Source organism: Micromonospora sp. BQ32, from assembly GCF_059358895.1.
The window spans coordinates 75,551-91,945 of sequence record NZ_JCADBI010000015.1; the positions used below are offsets into that span (position 1 = coordinate 75,551).

The window sequence follows — 16,395 nt, forward strand, 5'->3', positions numbered from 1 at the left end:
TCGTGTTGGTGGACCGGCGGTTGGATTTCAAACTCCGGTACCCGGCATACCGGTCGGCCACACCTGCTGGTGTCGCGGTCAGGCGTCAACAGGGATGAACCACCACAAAACTCGCGGGGCCGGTGCGTGGGTCGGATAACCTGTGGAGAGTGGCCAGATCATCGGGGATGCGACGACGCAAGGCCCGATTGCGCACCGTCGCCCTGATCGGTATCGACGGCTCGGGCAAGACCACTCAGGCACACCGGCTGGCGGACGCGCTGACCGCCGCCGGACGCCCCGCCACCTACCGCCGCAACGCCAGTGGCCGGCGCTGGCTCGGCCGGCTCGCCCATCGCCTCGGTCGGCCGGACGCGCAACAGCTCGTCGGGCGCGACGGCGTGCTGGCCGTGGAGTCGGTGCTGCGCTGGCTGGCCATCGCCATCGCCCTGATCAGCTGCCTGCTCACCGGTCGGACGGCGGTGATGGACCGCTACTCGGCCTGTCAGTACGCAAGCATCCGGGCGCACGGTGGGCAGCGCTGGGAGCGGCTCGCCCGGGCCGGCTACCGGCTGTTCCCGACGCCGCAGGTGACCTTCCTGCTCGCCGTCGACCCGGCCGAGGCGTACCGGCGCATCGAGGAACGCGGCACCGACCACGAGACGATGGGGTGGCTCACCGCCGCCGACACCGCCTACCGGGCACTGCCCGAATATCCCAGCTTCGTGCTGGTGGACGCGGGCCGCCCGGCCGAGGAGGTGACCGAGCAGATCCAGGCGCACCTGGAGACCTGGCTGCCGCCGTCCGCGCCGGCCGGGGACGATGTGGGCCCGATGGTGGCTCAGGCCCGCCCGTAGACCGGAACGGTGGCACCACTGGTCGGCGCGGACTCGGCCGACGCCAGGAACCGGATCACCGGCGCGATCTCGTCCGGCGTCACCCAGCGGGAATGGTCGGCGTCGGGCTGAGCCGCCCGGTTCGCCGGGGTGTCGATGACGCTGGGCAGCACGGTGTTGCAGCGCACGTGCTGCGACCGGTACTCCACCGCGACCGCGTTGGCGAGGGCCAGCACCGCCGCCTTGGCCGTCGAGTAGCCGGCCGCGCCGCGGAACGGGGCGACCGCCGCGCGGGCCGAGACGCAGACCACCGCGCCACCACCGGACGCCACCAGGTGCGGCAGCGCGGCCTGGGTGACCAGGTAGGTCGGCCGCAGGTTGACGGTGAGCATCCGCTCGAACTCCTCGACCGGGGTCTCGTGCACCAGCCCGCCGCTGGCGTACCCCCCGACGAGGTTGACCACCGCGCGCAGCGGCGCCGCCGGTTCGCCGGCGGCGGCCTCGACCGCCTGCGCCGCGCCCGCCGGCTCGCCCAGGTCCGCGACGACCCGGACCAGTCCGGCCACCGCCGGCTCCGACCCGGGCCGCGCTTTCCGCTGCGGTACGACCACCCGCCAGCCCGCCTCAAGAAACGCGGAGACGACCGCCCCGCCGAGCCCGCCGGAACCCCCGGTAACCAACACGCTGCCCTGTCCCATACGCCCCACGCTAGTGCCCCCGCCCCCCTCCGAGCCCCTCCGTCGATCATGAAGTTATTGCCGTGACACGCCGATCTGAATGGCAACAACTTCATGATCGCGGTCTGCCATGGGCAGATTGGTTGGGTTGTTCGGACCTTGGGGGCGCAGGATCGGCGGCATGCGGATCCTCATTCTCGGTGGTACCCAATTCCTCGGCCGGGCGACGGCCCGGCTCGCCGTCGAGCAGGGTTACGAGGTGACCTGTGCGGCGCGGGGCGTGTCCGGCGCCGTGCCGGCCGGGGCGCGGTTCGTGGCGGCCGACCGCGATGATCCCGAGTCGCTCGTCCCGCTCGCCGACGCGGGCTTCGACGCCGTGGTCGACGTGACCCGCCAGATCAGCCACGCCCGGCACGCGCTGGCCGCGCTCGCCGACCACGTCGGCCACTGGTCGTTCGTGTCGACGATCTCGGTCTACGCGGACCACACCACCCCGGGCCAGACCGCGGCGGACGCGCCGGTCCTGGCACCGGCCCCGCCGGACGTGGACGGTCCGGTCGGCCCGGATCACCGCTGGTACGGCGAGTGCAAGGTGAGCATCGAGGAGTTGGTCCGGGAGCGGATGGGCGTGGACCGCTCGTTCATCTGCCGGGCCGGGCTGATCGTCGGCGCGGAGGATCCGAGCGACCGTTTCCCGTACTGGGTGCGGCGGCTGTCGGCCGGTGGCGAGGTGCTGGCCCCCGGGCACCCGACCGATCGGGTGCAGTTCGTGGACGTCGCCGATCTGGCGCGTTGGCTGTTGCACGCCGCCGGCACCCGCCTCGGCGGCACGTACGACGGCACCGGTCCGGCGATGTCGCGAGCCGACCTGTTGGCCGGGGTGGCCGCCGGGCTGGGCGTCGCCGAACCGGCCCTCACCTGGGTCGATCAGGAGTTCCTGCTGTCCCACGAGGTACGCGAGTGGTCGGGGGAGCGGGCGTTGCCGCTCTGGGTGCGACTGCCGGAGAACGCGGGCCTGATGGACCGGGACGTCCGGCCGGCCCTGGAGGCCGGGCTGACGGTCCGTCCGTTGGCCGATACCGTTCGGGCGACCGCTTCCTGGATTGCCGCCCACCCGGCGGCCGTCCGGCAGGGTGGACTCGACCCGGCGGATGAGGCGGCGGTCCTGGAGAAGTGGCAGGCTGTGCGGGACCGGTGATCCCGGCTGATCGAAGTTTCCCCCACCTCGGACAGTCATAGTTGACGCTCACGCTTGGTGAAAGTAAGTTTCATCCGTGGCGAAGAGTCCGAAGATTTCTGCGAGTCACGAGCCCGGTGGGCTGATCGTCCACATCAGCGGGCTGTTGCCATCGCTGTCGCCCGCCGAGCAGCGGGTCGCCCGGCTGGTCGTCTCCGACCCGGCGGCGGCCGCCCGGCGGACAATCACCGACCTCGCCACCGCGGCCGAGACATCCGAGGCGACCGTCATCCGGTTCTGCCGTTCGGTGGGCATGGACGGTTACCCCCAGCTGCGCATTCGCCTCGCCGCCGAGGCCGCCCGCCGGATCGAGCCACCGGACGCCCGGGTGGTCGGCGGTGACATCCCGCCCGGTGCCGACCTGGCCCAGATCATCGCCACCATCGCGTTCAACGACGCCCGCGCCGTCGAGGAGACCGCCGAGCAACTCGACCCTGCCGTCTGCGAGCAGGTGGTCGAGGCGATCAGCGGTGCCGGTCGGATCGACATCTACGGCGCCGGCGCCAGCGGGTTCGTCGCCTCGGACTTTCAGCAGAAGCTGCACCGCATCGGCCGGATCGCCTTCTACTTCCCGGACGTGCACACCGCGCTGACCTCGGCCGCCCTCCTGGGCCGGGGAGACGTGGCGATCGGCATCTCGCACACCGGCACCACCTCCGACGTGATCGAGGTGCTGGAACAGGCCCGTACCCGGGGTGCCGCGACCGTGGCGCTGACCAACTTCCCGCGTTCGCCGATCACCGACGTGGCGGACTTCGTGTTGACCACCGCGGCCCGGGAGACCACCTACCGCTCCGGCGCGACGGCCAGCCGACTGGCCCAGCTCACCGTGGTCGACTGCCTCTTCGTCGGGGTGGCCGCCCGCAACCGGGCCCGGGCCCGCAAGGCTCTGGAGGCGACCGCCGAGGCGGTCCAGTCGCACCGGGTGGGTGCCAACCGGAGGCGGGCATGACGGCGGGTGCGGAGATGCCCGCACCGCCCGCTCGTCCGACGGTCCGGGTGGGCGCCCCCACCGAACGGCGTAACCCGCTCAGCGTCGACCTGGACCTGATGTCGACCCGGGACGTGCTCACCGTGATCAACGAGGCGGACCGGCGGGTGCCAGCGGCGGTCGCCGCGGTGCTCGACGAGATCGCCACCACCGTCGACCTGGCGGTCGCGGCGCTTCGCGGTGGTCACCGGGTGCACTACTTCGGGGCCGGCACCTCCGGCCGGCTGGGCGTGCTCGACGCGGCCGAACTGGCACCCACCTTCAACTCGCCCCGACACTGGTTCTGCGCGCACCTCGCCGGCGGCCCGGACGCCATGTGGCGGGCCGTGGAGGACGCCGAGGACGACGACCGGGGCGGCGCGGTCGAAGCGGCCAGTTGTGTACGGGCCGGGGACCTGGTGGTTGGTCTGGCGGCCAGCGGGCGCACCCCGTACGTCCTCGGGGCGCTCGGCGCAGCCCACGCCAAGGGCGCTTCGACGGTGCTGCTCTGCGCCAATCCGGAGGCGGAGGCCGCCCGGTCGGTGGACGTGTTCATCGGGGTGGACACCGGACCTGAGGTGGTCACCGGGTCGACCCGGATGAAGGCGGGCACGGCACAGAAGTTGGTGCTCAACACGTTCTCGACCGCCGTCATGGTGCGCCTGGGGCGGGTCTACTCGAACCTCATGATCGATATGGTGGCCACCAACGCGAAACTCCGCGGACGAATGATCTCGATTCTGGTCGAGGCCACCGGCTGCTCGGAGGAGCTGTCCCGGCGAGCCCTCAGCGAGGCCGACGGGGACCTGAAGACGGCGCTCGTCTCCCTCGTCTCGGGCGCCGAGATCGACGCCGCCCGGGCCGCGCTGGCCCGCTCGGCCGACCAGGTACGCGGCGCGCTCGCCCTGCTCGCCTCCTAGCGTCACCCGACCCGGGAAGCGAACGGGGCGTCGGATTGTTCATCTGGCCGGGGGGTAATAACACCCCCGTGGATGAACCGACCGGTCCACCGGTGCGTATCTCGCAGTGACCAGGATCGCATCACCGTGGTGACCCGGGTCGCTGTGCCCCCGCGGCGGGCGGTGTTGCCATGGTGCGGTAACCCCGGTTAGTGGTGCCCAGTGGCGAGCCACCCGATGGGGTGCTGACAGCAAACATGGACCGTGCTCTCAGCTACTACTCAGGCATTCGTGACACTTTCGACTCACGACGAGGAATCCCCGACACGTCTCATCTGTTGTGTAGGTGTCAGCACCGATGGGCACAGCAGAAGTTACCAGGGGCTGACCGGTGTGGGGAATGGCAAGGAACCGGGCAACCGGCGCGAGCGAGGGGACCGTGGGCAACGTGGACAAGAACATCGGCATGCGAACCGACGAGGTTGCCGAGGAGCGCGACCTGGTCGGCGTCTACCTGCACGAGATCTCCCGGACGCCACTGCTGGACGCCGCCAAGGAGGTCGATCTCTCCAAGGCGATCGAGGCCGGCCTCTACGCCGAGCACCTGCTCGGTGAGGAAGCCGTTCCCGCCGGTGTCGACCGGGCCGACCTGGAGTGGCTGGTCGTCGAGGGGGAGCGGGCGAAGGATCTCTTCATCCGCGCGAACCTCCGACTGGTCGTATCGATCGCCCGACGCTACGTGCGCTCGGGGATGCCCATGCTGGACCTGATCCAGGAGGGCAACACCGGCCTCGTCCGGGCGGTCGAGAAGTTCGACTACGAGCGCGGCTACAAGTTCTCCACCTACGCCACCTGGTGGATCCGGCAGGCGATCAGCCGGGCGATCGCCCAGCAGGAGCGCACCGTCCGTCTGCCGGTGCACCTGGTGGAGGACGTCAACCGGATGCGCAACGTGGCTCGGCAGCTGACCCGTGAGTTGGGCAGCGACCCGGAGCCGGAGCAGATCGCCACCGCCCTCGGCGTCACCGTCGAGCGGGTGAACGAGCTGCGCCGCTGGTCCCAGGACACCGTTTCGCTGGACACCCCGGTGGGCGACGACGGCGACACGAACCTCGGCGACCTGGTCGCCGACAGCGATGCGCCGTCGCCGGAGGACATCGTCCTCAGCGGCCTGGAGCGGCAGCGCATCGAGGGGCTGCTCAACCACCTCGATGACCGGTCCGCCGGCATCATGCGGGCCCGCTACGGGCTGGAGGACGGCCGGGAGCACTCGCTCACCGAGGTCGCGTCCCGGTTCTCGCTGTCGCGCGAGCGGATCCGGCAGCTGGAGATCCAGGCCCTCGGCCGGCTCCGTGAGCTGGCCCGGGCTGAGGGGCTGCAGGCAGCCTGACCCGGTAGTAATGACGGCGAACGGCCGGCGTCCGATAGGGGGACGCCGGCCGTTCGCCGTTGCCGATCGTGGTTAGCGAACCCGGCCGTAACCCTGGATGGACATCATGTTCATGCCGCGCTTGAGCACGTTGCGACCGGCGCTGGGCGCGTCGATCACCTGGCCGCCGCCCACGTAGAGGGCGACGTGCCCGAGCCCGCTGTAGAAGACCAGGTCGCCGGGGCGTAGATCACCCCGCCCGATGTGGGTGACCGCGCTCCACTGCATCCGGGTGTTGTGCGGCAGGGACTTCCCGGCCGCCCGCCAGGCCGCCGAGGTCAGCCCGGAACAGTCGTAGCCGTTCGGCCCGTCGGCTGCCCAGACGTACGGCTTCCCGATGGCGCCGAACGCGTAGCGCACCGCCGTGCCGGCAGCACCGGACACGGCTGGCACGTTCTTGGCCTCGTTCGTTGCCGCCTTGGGCTCGGGTCGCTCGGTGGCGGCCCCGTACGCCTGCCGGCGCAGCTCGTACAACTTGGCCAGGTCCTGCTCGATCTGCTTCCTGCCCGCCGCGAGCTGCCGAGCCTGAGCGGCCTGCCGGGTCAGCGTGGCGCCCAGGCGGGCCTTCTCGTCGAGCAGTCGCTGCTGGTCGGCGGTGAAGCCGGAGATGCGCTCCTGCCGTTGGCGGGTCAACTGCTCGATCGTGCCGAGCCGGTCCAGCAACGCGGCCGAGCCGCCGGGACGCAGCAGGGCGTCCGCGGTGCGCAGGCCGCCACTCTTGTACGCGGTGGAGGCGAGCTCGGCCACGTCGGCCCGGCTCTGCTCGACCTGCTGTTCGAGTGGGCCGATGCGGGTCTGTAATCGGGCCGCGGCGGCCTCGTTTGCCTTGATCTCCTCACGCAGTTTGTTGTACGACTCGACGACCCGCTCCAACTCGGCCGAGGACGTCTCGATCCGGCGGGTCAGGTCGGCGGGGGACGGCTCGGCCCGGGCCACCGCCGTCGGGGCGATCAGCGCGGCCGACATGCCGACCAGCGCCACGGTGCGCAGCAGATTTCTCAGGGATGACAAGAGCGGAAGGCCCCTCTCCCACGGCCGTCGGGGCTGCTGACGCCCTCGACGACACCGGCCGGGGCCATCCGGGCGGACGGCACTGGGCCGGACCGGCTCGCCCAACCTAACCCGGGACGGATGTCGCTCGCAGTTGAAGCAGGGGCGAAAGTTGGAAGAGTTGCCGGTCGTGCCAGTGGGCTGGGTGGCGTCATCGTGGCGGATGACGCCTGCGAGCGAGGGAACACCGCCCTTTTCGCGAACTACTGACGGATATACGACCTTCGTCGTTCCGGGCGTATGCCGCCGGATTCCTGGCCGCCATAACCGATAAAACCTGAAATGGATGCTGTTTCTCGGCGATCTCACCCGGTCGTGGCGAGCTGTCGGGAGACGGTAAATGCCCAGGTCGACTGGCGGTGCCGCAACACAATGAAGTCCGGACCCGGGAATCCCGTCGACAGGTGGCGATGACTGCCACCGACGGGTCCGCCTGGCCAACCGTCCCCCGGGAGGGAACCGTGAATCGTGAAGGCGCAAAGACGCGACCGCCGCGAACGGTGCCGGGCGCCCGGTCAACCCTGCTGTACGCGCGGCCCGGCATCGTCGTGACCGTCGACCGGTTCACCGTCGGTCGGAACAGTTACCAGGTCGCCGACCTGACCCATCTGCGTACCACCCGGGGCCCGCACGACCGGATCGCCGTCCGGGCCGTCGTCATCACCGCCAGCATGCTCGGCGGGGTGGGGGTGCTCCTCGGCTTCACCGGCGGGCTGCAACGCCTCACCGCCGGGGCGTACCTGATCCTCGGCGCGGTGTTCCTGCTCCCGGCCGCTCTCGCCCTGGTCGGTGATCGCTGGCGCCCGCCACCCCACGAGCTGTGGGGGTGGTACCGAGGATCGGAGGTGCTGCTGTTCAGCGCGGACGACGAACGGCAGTTCGGCCAGGTCACCCGATCGCTGCTGCGGGCCCGGGAGGTCAACCGCTACGGCAGTTGGGTCGATCCGCTCGCCTCGGCGGACCCGTGGCGGCCCAGCCGCTGACCCGATGGGCGGTGGACCGGCGCGGTGACCGCGTCGGCCCACCGGTCGCTCAGCGAGCGACGGGCTGCGGCGCCCGTTCCTCCTGCGGCGCGGCCACCCAGGCGCTGACCCGGCGCTCGGCGTAGAACGAGACGAACGGCACGGTGCCGGCCAGCATCACCAGCAGCATCCGCTTCAGCGGCCAGTCGGCTCGGCGGCTCAGGTCGAACGCGGCCACCAGGTAGATCATGTAGAGGAAGCCGTGCGCCGGCCCGATCGTCTCCACCACGACCGGGTTGTCGAACGCGTACTTCAGCGGCATGCCGATCACGACCAGCAGGATCAGCACCACGCCCACGATCCAGGCGATCACGCGGTACCGGGTAAGGGCAGCGCCCACCTTCGTCCGTCCTTCCGAGCCCGGCTCAGCCGGGATAGTCACCGGGCCGGGCGCCCGGATTGGCGTTCAACCATGACAGGTAGTGGTTGTAGGCGGCCAGGTCGGTGTCCTCGACGACGTCGCCGCTGGCCGGCACCCGGGACACCCGCACCGGTCGGCGTACCGCCGGTCGGGACCCGGGGGTGGCCGTCGGCGGCGGCTCGACGGCCGGATCCGCCGGCGGCGCGTCGGCCTCCGCCGCCCTGCGGCGGGCCAACTTCACCTCACGCCACCAGACGTAGACCACGAAGCCGGCGAAGATCGGCCACTCGACCGCGTACCCCCAGCTCAGGGTGTTGCCGGCGGTGGCCCGGCTGATCTGCCACCAGCCCAGCCCGAGGAAGCCCACGACCAGCACGACCATGGCCACGTGGCGCGCGATCCACGCCGGGGTCCAGAGCCGCCTCATGACATTGAGGGTACCGGGGGCGCTACCGGTCTCCGACACCGTGTCGTAGTCGTCGCCTCGCCGGCGTGGTTTGGCATCAGCACGCCTGGGCAATCGTCTAGACGCCAGCCCAAACGAGATCAAGGGGGGCGATCATGACCGGATCGGTACGTGAAGACGGCTATGCGTCCAGCGGCGGCGCGGAAATGAGCCCGGAGCAGCGGGTGTCCGAGTGGGGCGGCGACCAGTTCGCCGACCCGGCGGGCGCTCCCGGCCTCGACGGTGATCTGCCCGGTATCGACCCGACGGAGCTGACCGACGAGGACCTGATCCGCGAGATGCACAGCCTGCACCGCACCCGCCTGGACACCCTGCGGCACGCGGCGGACTCCGCACTCGCCAACCACCTGCGGCGCACTGCGGAGCTGGAGACCGAGTACCTGGCCCGCCACCCCGGTCGCGAGGTCGATCCCAGCCGCCTGCGGGACGCCTGATGCCGGCGCGCGCCGTGCGCGGCATGTCCGCGCCACCCGAGGTGGTCTTCAGCACGGCCACCGACCCCGACCGGGCCTCGGCCTGGCTGCCCGAGCCGCTGCGCGGCGACGGCAGCCCCGCGGCCGAGATCAGCGGCGAGGAGTTGCGCGCCCGCTGGGGCGACGCTGACTGGTCCGCCGAGATCCGGGTCGAGCCGGCGGACTCCGGCGGCGCCCGGATCCAGCTCGACCTGGCCGACGGGTCGGGCGGGCCCGGTCCGGACCAGTTGGCCGACGAAGCGCTCACCAACCTGGTACGCGAGGTCGCCGACAACCTCCAGGCCGGCTGAGCCGACCGCGCGGGACGCCGCTCCCGCACCACCACGACACACGAGGAGATCGGGTGAGCGACACTGGCCTGCGACAGAAGGCGGCCCGGCTGCGCCGGGCGTACGCGCCGCACGAGCACCGGCCGCTCGGCGGGTACCTGGTGGCGATGGGCGCCTACGCCGGCGTGACCGGGGCTCTCGCCGGCCTGGTCAAGGCGACCGGTCGGCCGGTGCCGGAACGGCCCACCCCGTCCGACGTGGTGCTGCTCTCCATCGCCACGCACAAGCTGAGCCGGCTGCTGTCCAAGGACGCGGTGACCAGCCCGCTGCGGGCGCCGTTCACCCGCTACGACCGCCCGATCGGCAGCGGCGAGGTGATGGAGCAGGTCCGCGACTCGGGCAGCCCGACCCGGCACGCCATCGGCGAACTGCTGAGCTGCCCGTTCTGCCTGGCGGTCTGGGTGGCCACCGGGCTGACCGGTGGCCTGGTGCTCGCGCCCCGGCTCACCCGTCTGGTGGCCACCGCGCTGACGGCGGTCGCCGCGTCCGACTTCCTCCAGATGGCGTACGCGACGGCGCAGCAGGCCGCCGAGGGCGGGCACGGCGACGACGACTGACCAGCAGGACACGAAAGGGGGGCCGGCAGACGCCGGCCCCCCTTTCTCGTACGCCTCAGCGCTGCATGCCCGACCAGCCGTGCGGCGACTCCGGTTCCCGCTCGTCCTCGTCCGCCCCGGTGATGATGTCCCGATCCACCGCCGTGCGGTCGTGCTCGTTGGCGAAGTCCGGCTCGGGCGTGGTGTCCCTGCCCTTCGGGGGCTGACCCAGCGCCGGCACCTTCTCGTCGTGTTTCTCGTGGTGCGTCATGTCGGTGTCCCTCCTGCGGTCATTCGCGCGATGGTGCCGCCCAGGTCGCTCACCCGATGGAACCGCCCAGCAGGTCGCTGGCCTCGTCCACGGCGTACTCACCCTCGGGAAGCGCGTCGATGCGGGCGAGCAGGTCCGGCGGAAGCTCGGCGGCCACCGCCCGGCGATAGATCTCCGCCTGAGTGACCCGCTCCTGCGCCCGGAAGATGTCGTCGAGCAGGTCGTCGAGGGCCTGGGTGTCCGGCTCGCCGGCCACGGATGCGTCGTCGGTCACGTCGATCAGCTACCCGGGGCGGAATCGGTCAAACGTCACCCCGGTGGCACCCTGCGCTCTCGGTCGATGGCCCCGGGAGCCTTCCTTTGCTCTGCACCCGCCCAGGCGACAGTCACGCTCGGTAGGTGGTGCGCGGACGGGTGCACAGCAAAGGGAGGCAAAGAGGTAGCGGGCGCGAAGAGGGCGAGGGTGATGTTGCTCGGCGCTGTCGGCCGGGCCGGTCCGCTGGGGTTCGCCGAATACCGACAGCGCCGCCCCCGACCTTGTGAGTCAGGGGCGGCGCTGGTGTCGGTGTGCAGGTCGCCTCTCGGCGAGTGGCGCTACGCGGCTCCAGCCGGACGGTATTCCGCGAAGGCTATTTAGGTGAGGCCCGGGGACACTGGGCACACCGACACCCGTGTCAACGAGCCGACCCCCGCTCGTGTTCCGTGTGCCGCGGTGTCGGCGGTCACACCGTCGTCGGCAGGGTGGCCCGACGGGCCCGCACCGCCGAGGCGAGGTGGTCGAGCACCTCGGCCGTGTCGTCCCAGCCCAGGCAGGCGTCGGTGACCGACCGGCCGTACTCCAGCTCCCGGGTCGGGTCGAGCTCCTGCCGGCCGGGCAGCAGGAACGACTCCAGCATCACGCCGGTGATGCCCCGCTGGCCGGCGGCCAGTTGGGCGGCCACGTCCGCGGCGACCAGCGGCTGGTTGCGGTGGTCCTTGCCGCTGTTGGCGTGACTGGCGTCGATCACCAGTCGCTCCGGCAGGTCGGCGGCGCGGAGCAGGTCGAGCGCTCCGGCGACGGACTCGGCGTCGTAGTTGGGCCGGCCGCCCCCGCCGCGCAGCACCAGGTGCCCGTCGGTGTTGCCCCGGGTGTGCATGATCGCCGGGGTGCCGGAGAAGTCGATGCCGGGGAAGACGTGCGGGACCCCGGCGGCGCGGATCGCGTCCACGGCCGTGCCGATGCTGCCGTCCGGGCGGTTCTTCATGCCGATCGGCATGGACAGGCCGGAGGCGAGCTGGCGGTGCACCTGGCTCTCCACCGTGCGGGCGCCGATCGCGCCCCAGGCCACCGTGTCCGCGATGTACTGCGGGGTGATCGGGTCGAGGAACTCGCAACCCACCGGCAGGCCGAGGCGGAGCACGTCGAGCAGCAGCGCCCGAGCCAGCCGCAGACCGGTGTTGACGTCCCCGCTGCCGTCCAGCCCCGGGTCGTTGATCAGGCCCTTCCAGCCGACGGTGGAGCGGGGCTTCTCGAAGTAGACCCGCATGACGATCAGCAGGTCGTCGGCGAGCCGGTCGGCTGCCGTCCGCAGACGCTGCGCGTAGTCGAGGGCGGCGGCCGGATCGTGCACCGAGCAGGGGCCGACCACCACCAGCAGGCGGTCGTCCTCGCGGTCCAGCACCCGACCGACCGCGCGGCGACCAGTCAGCACGGCCGACGCGAGCGGGGCGTCCAGGGGTAACTCGTGGTGCAGCAGGGCGGGCGTGGTCAGCGGCACGACACGGTCGATCCGCTGATCGCTGACCCGATCGGTCTCCGGGGTCGTCACGGTGGGCATCCTTCCGCCGACCGTGCCCGGGGCCGGTGCCCGGGACGAGCCGGCTGCTCGTACGCAAAAGGGCAGGAACGACAGCTCCTGCCCAGCCGGCTCGGTCCGTGGTGACGTCAGTTCATGGTGAAGTCACCGGCGTGCGAGCCGGCTGCCTAAACCATCGATAGGAACGCGTCACCGGGCCAGCGTACCCGACCGGACCCGGTCACCCGGCCGGTCGTCCCAAGATGCGGGGCGCAGATCGCGTGCCGAGCGTGCGGTCGGGGTAACAGGGGTGCCATGACACACGAGCAGAGTGATCAGGAGCGGGTGGAGTCCCGCGCGCACCATCTCCTGCCCGAGGAGAAGGCGGTGGGCAGCGACGACCCGGAGGCGCAGGCCGAGGCCATCCTCGCCGACTCGGACATCCGCGAGGCGGACCAGAACGCCGCCCCGGACACGGTGCTGGAACGCCGTACCTCGGATCAGACCGTGGCCGCGGTCGAACCGCCGGACTGAGCGGTCGCCCCGCGCGCCCGGCGTGACCCCCGGTAGGTCTGGTCGCGCAGCCAGGCCAGCGGACCTGCCACCCGCAGTTCGGGTGGCAGGTTGCGCACCGGGTCGAAGGCGAGCGCCGCGTCCTGCTCGGCGCTGAGCTGGGCACCGAGGGTGACCTGCCCGACCAGCCGCCAGGGCCCCACCGCCGACGCGACCGCGAGCACCAGTCGCGGGGTGTCCGTCCGGGTCACGGCGGCCGCCGTGGCCAGGCTGCGACCGAGGTCGGCCGAGTCGGGGTCGGCCAACGCGGCCAGCCAGAGGCGCCGCCGACCCGCGCGGTACCACGTGATCGTGCTGTACGTGCCGGTGAAGCGGCGTCGGGGCAGCGGCAGGTTCCGCAGCACCGGGGCCGCGCCGCTGGAGCTGACCAACAGGTCGAACGGCCGGCCGTCGTCGCGGTGCAGGCGCAGCGCGAGGCCCAGGACGTCGGGCCAACTGCCGGGCGTGGGCGTTCCCTTGGAGAGCCGGACGGTGGTCCGGTGCCGACCGGGGTGGTCCAGCAGAGCCACCCCGGTGGGCGGTCCGGGCGTACCCCAGATCACCGTCTCGCCGGCGAACGAGCGACCGGCCGGATGCAGCAACCGACCGCGGCGCAGCCGGCCGAGCGCGGTGCTGGCGCGTTCGACGGCGGTGGCGGCCCGGCCGACGGGCCGGGACGGAGGCGGGGTGAGGGTCATTGCTCTCCGGTACCCCGCGCGGCGGCCACGATGCGGCCCGGGTCGGCTCGCCGACCGACGGCACGTCACCTTTCCGCTCCCGAGATCGGATAGCGTCGGGGCATGCCCGACAGCGGTTACCCCTGGCCCATTCAGACGTCCCGACTGGACAACGGCCTACGTGTGGTGGTGAGTGAGGATCGCACCGCGCCCGCCGTGGCCGTCAACCTCTGGTACGACGTCGGCTCCCGGCACGAGCCGGCCGGGCAGACCGGTTTCGCCCACCTCTTCGAGCACCTGATGTTCGAGGGCTCGGTGAACGTGGCGAAGACCGAGCACATGAAGCTGATTCAGGGCTCCGGCGGCTCGCTCAACGCCACCACCAACCCGGACCGGACCAACTACTTCGAGACGGTCCCGGCCGAGCACCTGGAGCTGGCGCTCTGGTTGGAGGCCGACCGGATGGGCGGCCTGGTCCCCGCTCTCACCCAGGAGACGCTGGACAACCAGCGGGACGTGGTCAAGAACGAGCGCCGGCAACGCTACGAGAACGTCCCGTACGGCGATGCCTGGCTGCGGTTGCTGCCGCTGCTCTACCCGCCGGGGCACCCCTACCACCACGCGACGATCGGCTCGATGGCCGACCTGAACGCCGCTGACCTCGCCACCTTCCAGGCGTTCCACCAGACCTACTACGCGCCGAACAACGCGGTGCTCACCGTGGTGGGCGACGCCACCGCCTCCGACGTGTTCGCGCTCGCCGACAAGTACTTCGGCGCGCTGCCCGCCCGCGACGACATCCCGCCGGCGCCCGACGGCCGCAGCGTCCCCGCCACCGGGCAGACGGCGGTCGAGTCGGTCAGCGCCGACGTGCCGGCGCCGCGGGTCTACATCGCCCACCGCAGCTACCCGTTCGGCAGCCCGGGGTACAACGTGATCACCGTGCTCGCCACCATCCTCGGCAGCGGCCGGGGCAGTCGGCTCTACCAGCGACTCGCCGACGGCGAGCGGATCGCGCAGCCGGACCTGGTCGGGGCGTACGGGGTGGATCTCGCACACGCCCCGGCACCGCTGATCGCCACCGCCACCGCCCGCCCCGGCGTGAGCGCCGGGCGGCTGGCCGAAGGGCTGGCCGAGGTCGTCGACGAGCTGGCCACCGTGCCGGTCACCACCGCCGAGCTGGATCGGGCCAAGGCGTTGCTCAGCACCGGCTGGTGGCGTCAGCTGTCCACGGTCGACGGCCGCGCCGACCTGCTCGGCCGGTACACCACCCAGTTCGGTGACCCGGCCCGCATCGCCGACCAGCTGCCGGCCCTGCTCGCGGTCACCGCCGAGCAGATCGCCGAGGCCGCCGCAGACGTGCTCGCCACCGACCGGGTGACCCTGACCTACCTGCCCGAGGAGACCTCATGACGCTGATCGCCGACCGTCCCGGCCCGGGGGCGGCCCGCCCGTACCGGTTCCCGCCGGTGGTCCGCCGTGCCGTGGCCGGTGGTCAGGTCGTCGCCGCGCACCTGCCGGGGCAGAACCTCGCCGTGGCCCTGCTGCTGCTCGACGTGGGGGCGGGCCAGGAACCGGTCGGCAAGGAGGGCCTGTCCGGTGTGCTGGCCAAGGCGTTGGAGGAGGGGACCGCGCAGCGGGACGCCGCCGCGTACGCGCTCGCCGTCGAAGGGCTCGGCACCGCGTTGTCGACCGGTCTGGACTGGGACTCGTTCCAGGCCAGCGTGGTCGTCCCGGTGGACCGGCTGAGCGCGGCCGTGGAGCTGCTCGCCGAGGCGGTCCGCACGCCCAAACTCGACCCCGCCGACGTACGCCGGGTCCGCGACGACGAGGCGACCGCGCTGCGGATGGACTGGGCCAACCCCGGCCCGCGCGCCGACGCCGCGCTGCGCGCCGACCTGTTCGGCGGGCAGAACCGCTGGGGGCGGCCGATGCACGGCGACCCGGACTCGGTCGCCGGATTGGACGTGGAGGACGTGACGGTCTTCCACTCCGAGTGGTTCCTGCGCCCCGGCACCCTGATCGTCGCCGGGGACCTGGACCGGATCGACCTGGACGCGCTGGCCGCCGCGGCGTTCGCCGGCACCGGTGGTGGCCCCGCCGACCGGGGCGGCCCGATCGAGGTGCCGCTGCACAGCGGGCGGCGGATCATCCTGGTGGACCGGCCCGGCTCGGTGCAGTCCACGTTGCGGCTGGGCCACCCGTCACCACACCGGGCGCACCCCGACTACGTGCCGATGACGCTCGCCGGCACGGTGCTCGGCGGGGCGTTCACCTCCCGCCTCAACCATCTGCTGCGCGAGGTGCACGGCTACACCTACGGCATTCGGGGTGACTTTGCCGCGTCCCGGCGGTTCGGTCGCTTCGCGGTCAGCTCGGGCGTGCAGACGGCGGTCACCGCGCCGGCCCTGGTGGAGGCGGTGGGCGAGATCACCCGTACCCAGGTCAGCGGGGTGACCGAGGATGAGCTGGAGGTGGCCCGTTCCTGGCGGGCCGGGCAGCTCTCGGTCGAGTTGCAGAGCCCTCGGGCGATCGCCTCCGCGCTGACCACCCTGGTGGTGCACGACCTGCCGGACGACTACCACGCGCGGTTGCGCGAGTCGCTGCTCTCCGCCGACGTGGACCAGGTCTCCGCAGCGGCAGCCACCCACCTGCACCCGGATGCCCTCACCCTGGTCATCGAGGGCGACGCCGCAGTAATCCGCGACGACCTACAGGCCACCGCCCTGGGCACCCTCCTCCCCTAACCCCCACCCCTGCTTGTCGATCATGAAGTTGTTGTCACTCGCCACGGCGTGTCGCGGCAACAACTTCATGATCGACGGGAGAGAGGGGTGAGTGGGGTGGGTGTGAGGT

At 71.9% G+C, this 16,395-nt stretch carries 20 protein-coding genes; 12 read left to right on the forward strand and 8 right to left on the reverse strand.

The annotated features are described in order from the left end of the window. Nucleotides 1-167: 167 nt before the first annotated feature. Nucleotides 168-836, forward strand: a complete 669-nt coding sequence (locus tag AC5L30_RS25140) for a dTMP kinase (protein ID WP_494870172.1) — start codon at nucleotides 168-170, stop codon at nucleotides 834-836. On the opposite strand, the gene AC5L30_RS25145 is transcribed toward AC5L30_RS25140, so the two are convergent. After that, entirely contained in the window at nucleotides 821-1,513 is a 693-nt protein-coding gene (locus AC5L30_RS25145) for an SDR family NAD(P)-dependent oxidoreductase (RefSeq protein WP_494870091.1), read from the reverse strand. The genes AC5L30_RS25140 and AC5L30_RS25145 overlap by 16 nt on opposite strands. Nucleotides 1,514-1,673: 160 nt before the next feature. On the opposite strand from AC5L30_RS25145, the gene AC5L30_RS25150 reads away from it, so the two are divergent. The 4 genes from AC5L30_RS25150 (at nucleotide 1,674) to AC5L30_RS25165 (ending at nucleotide 5,988) form a co-directional block, all read left to right on the forward strand. Then, the gene (locus AC5L30_RS25150; protein WP_494870092.1) at nucleotides 1,674-2,690 is read left to right on the forward strand and encodes an NAD-dependent epimerase/dehydratase family protein; all 1,017 of its coding nucleotides are present in this window, start codon (nucleotides 1,674-1,676) and stop codon (nucleotides 2,688-2,690) included. Between the two features lie 76 nt (nucleotides 2,691-2,766). Further along, nucleotides 2,767-3,681, forward strand: coding sequence for a MurR/RpiR family transcriptional regulator (locus tag AC5L30_RS25155; RefSeq protein WP_030488123.1), 915 nt, complete (start codon nucleotides 2,767-2,769; stop codon nucleotides 3,679-3,681). Then, a complete protein-coding gene (gene murQ, locus AC5L30_RS25160; RefSeq protein WP_494870093.1) occupies nucleotides 3,678-4,619 on the forward strand; it encodes an N-acetylmuramic acid 6-phosphate etherase in 942 nt (313 codons plus the stop codon). Before AC5L30_RS25155 ends, murQ begins: the two co-directional genes overlap by 4 nt. Nucleotides 4,620-4,998: 379 nt before the next feature. Further along, nucleotides 4,999-5,988 (forward strand): sigma-70 family RNA polymerase sigma factor, encoded by a 990-nt coding sequence (locus AC5L30_RS25165; RefSeq protein ID WP_196919428.1) that lies wholly within the window; start codon nucleotides 4,999-5,001, stop codon nucleotides 5,986-5,988. A gap of 72 nt (nucleotides 5,989-6,060) precedes the next feature. On the opposite strand, the gene AC5L30_RS25170 is transcribed toward AC5L30_RS25165, so the two are convergent. Further along, nucleotides 6,061-7,038, reverse strand: a complete 978-nt coding sequence (locus AC5L30_RS25170) for a C40 family peptidase (protein WP_494870094.1) — start codon at nucleotides 7,036-7,038, stop codon at nucleotides 6,061-6,063. Between the two features lie 500 nt (nucleotides 7,039-7,538). Here AC5L30_RS25170 and AC5L30_RS25175 point away from each other — a divergent pair, with 500 nt between their 5' ends. Further along, a complete protein-coding gene (locus AC5L30_RS25175; RefSeq protein WP_494870095.1) occupies nucleotides 7,539-8,060 on the forward strand; it encodes a DUF6232 family protein in 522 nt (173 codons plus the stop codon). 49 nt (nucleotides 8,061-8,109) lie between these two features. Here the strand turns inward: AC5L30_RS25175 and AC5L30_RS25180 are convergent, their stop codons facing one another. Both AC5L30_RS25180 and AC5L30_RS25185 read right to left on the reverse strand, forming a co-directional pair. After that, the gene (locus AC5L30_RS25180) at nucleotides 8,110-8,439 is read right to left on the reverse strand and encodes a DUF3817 domain-containing protein (protein WP_494870096.1); all 330 of its coding nucleotides are present in this window, start codon (nucleotides 8,437-8,439) and stop codon (nucleotides 8,110-8,112) included. 25 nt (nucleotides 8,440-8,464) lie between these two features. Further along, complete coding sequence (locus AC5L30_RS25185) at nucleotides 8,465-8,887, reverse strand: hypothetical protein (protein ID WP_494870097.1); 423 nt, start codon at nucleotides 8,885-8,887, stop codon at nucleotides 8,465-8,467. 131 nt (nucleotides 8,888-9,018) lie between these two features. Here AC5L30_RS25185 and AC5L30_RS25190 point away from each other — a divergent pair, with 131 nt between their 5' ends. The 3 genes from AC5L30_RS25190 to AC5L30_RS25200 are packed head-to-tail and all read left to right on the forward strand — an operon-like array spanning nucleotide 9,019 to nucleotide 10,285. Further along, the gene (locus AC5L30_RS25190; protein ID WP_494870173.1) at nucleotides 9,019-9,360 is read left to right on the forward strand and encodes a DUF6158 family protein; all 342 of its coding nucleotides are present in this window, start codon (nucleotides 9,019-9,021) and stop codon (nucleotides 9,358-9,360) included. Then, nucleotides 9,360-9,689, forward strand: a complete 330-nt coding sequence (locus AC5L30_RS25195; RefSeq protein ID WP_494870098.1) for an SRPBCC family protein — start codon at nucleotides 9,360-9,362, stop codon at nucleotides 9,687-9,689. Before AC5L30_RS25190 ends, AC5L30_RS25195 begins: the two co-directional genes overlap by 1 nt. Before the next feature lie 53 nt (nucleotides 9,690-9,742). Next, nucleotides 9,743-10,285, forward strand: a complete 543-nt coding sequence (locus AC5L30_RS25200; RefSeq protein ID WP_494870099.1) for a DUF1360 domain-containing protein — start codon at nucleotides 9,743-9,745, stop codon at nucleotides 10,283-10,285. Between the two features lie 55 nt (nucleotides 10,286-10,340). Here the strand turns inward: AC5L30_RS25200 and AC5L30_RS25205 are convergent, their stop codons facing one another. From AC5L30_RS25205 to AC5L30_RS25215, 3 genes are all read right to left on the reverse strand, one after another. Then, nucleotides 10,341-10,535, reverse strand: coding sequence for a hypothetical protein (locus tag AC5L30_RS25205; RefSeq protein WP_494870100.1), 195 nt, complete (start codon nucleotides 10,533-10,535; stop codon nucleotides 10,341-10,343). A 49-nt stretch (nucleotides 10,536-10,584) separates the two neighbouring features. Beyond that, nucleotides 10,585-10,818 (reverse strand): hypothetical protein, encoded by a 234-nt coding sequence (locus tag AC5L30_RS25210; RefSeq protein ID WP_274531013.1) that lies wholly within the window; start codon nucleotides 10,816-10,818, stop codon nucleotides 10,585-10,587. A gap of 439 nt (nucleotides 10,819-11,257) precedes the next feature. Continuing rightward, on the reverse strand, nucleotides 11,258-12,352 hold the full coding sequence (locus AC5L30_RS25215) for a 3-deoxy-7-phosphoheptulonate synthase (protein WP_091405633.1): 1,095 nt from the start codon (nucleotides 12,350-12,352) through the stop codon (nucleotides 11,258-11,260). A 273-nt stretch (nucleotides 12,353-12,625) separates the two neighbouring features. On the opposite strand from AC5L30_RS25215, the gene AC5L30_RS25220 reads away from it, so the two are divergent. Beyond that, complete coding sequence (locus AC5L30_RS25220) at nucleotides 12,626-12,844, forward strand: hypothetical protein (RefSeq protein WP_355429292.1); 219 nt, start codon at nucleotides 12,626-12,628, stop codon at nucleotides 12,842-12,844. Here AC5L30_RS25220 and AC5L30_RS25225 read toward each other — a convergent pair. After that, nucleotides 12,811-13,560, reverse strand: coding sequence for a phosphodiesterase (locus AC5L30_RS25225; RefSeq protein WP_494870101.1), 750 nt, complete (start codon nucleotides 13,558-13,560; stop codon nucleotides 12,811-12,813). The two genes, AC5L30_RS25220 and AC5L30_RS25225, sit on opposite strands and share 34 nt — an antisense overlap. 102 nt (nucleotides 13,561-13,662) lie before the next feature. Here AC5L30_RS25225 and AC5L30_RS25230 point away from each other — a divergent pair, with 102 nt between their 5' ends. Both AC5L30_RS25230 and AC5L30_RS25235 read left to right on the forward strand, forming a co-directional pair. Continuing rightward, entirely contained in the window at nucleotides 13,663-14,952 is a 1,290-nt protein-coding gene (locus AC5L30_RS25230; RefSeq protein WP_494870102.1) for a M16 family metallopeptidase, read from the forward strand. Beyond that, nucleotides 14,949-16,286 carry a M16 family metallopeptidase gene (locus tag AC5L30_RS25235; protein ID WP_494870103.1) on the forward strand — a complete coding sequence of 446 codons (1,338 nt, stop codon included), beginning with the start codon at nucleotides 14,949-14,951 and terminating at the stop codon, nucleotides 16,284-16,286. The genes AC5L30_RS25230 and AC5L30_RS25235 overlap by 4 nt, the downstream gene beginning before the upstream one ends. Nucleotides 16,287-16,395: the final 109 nt, after the last annotated feature.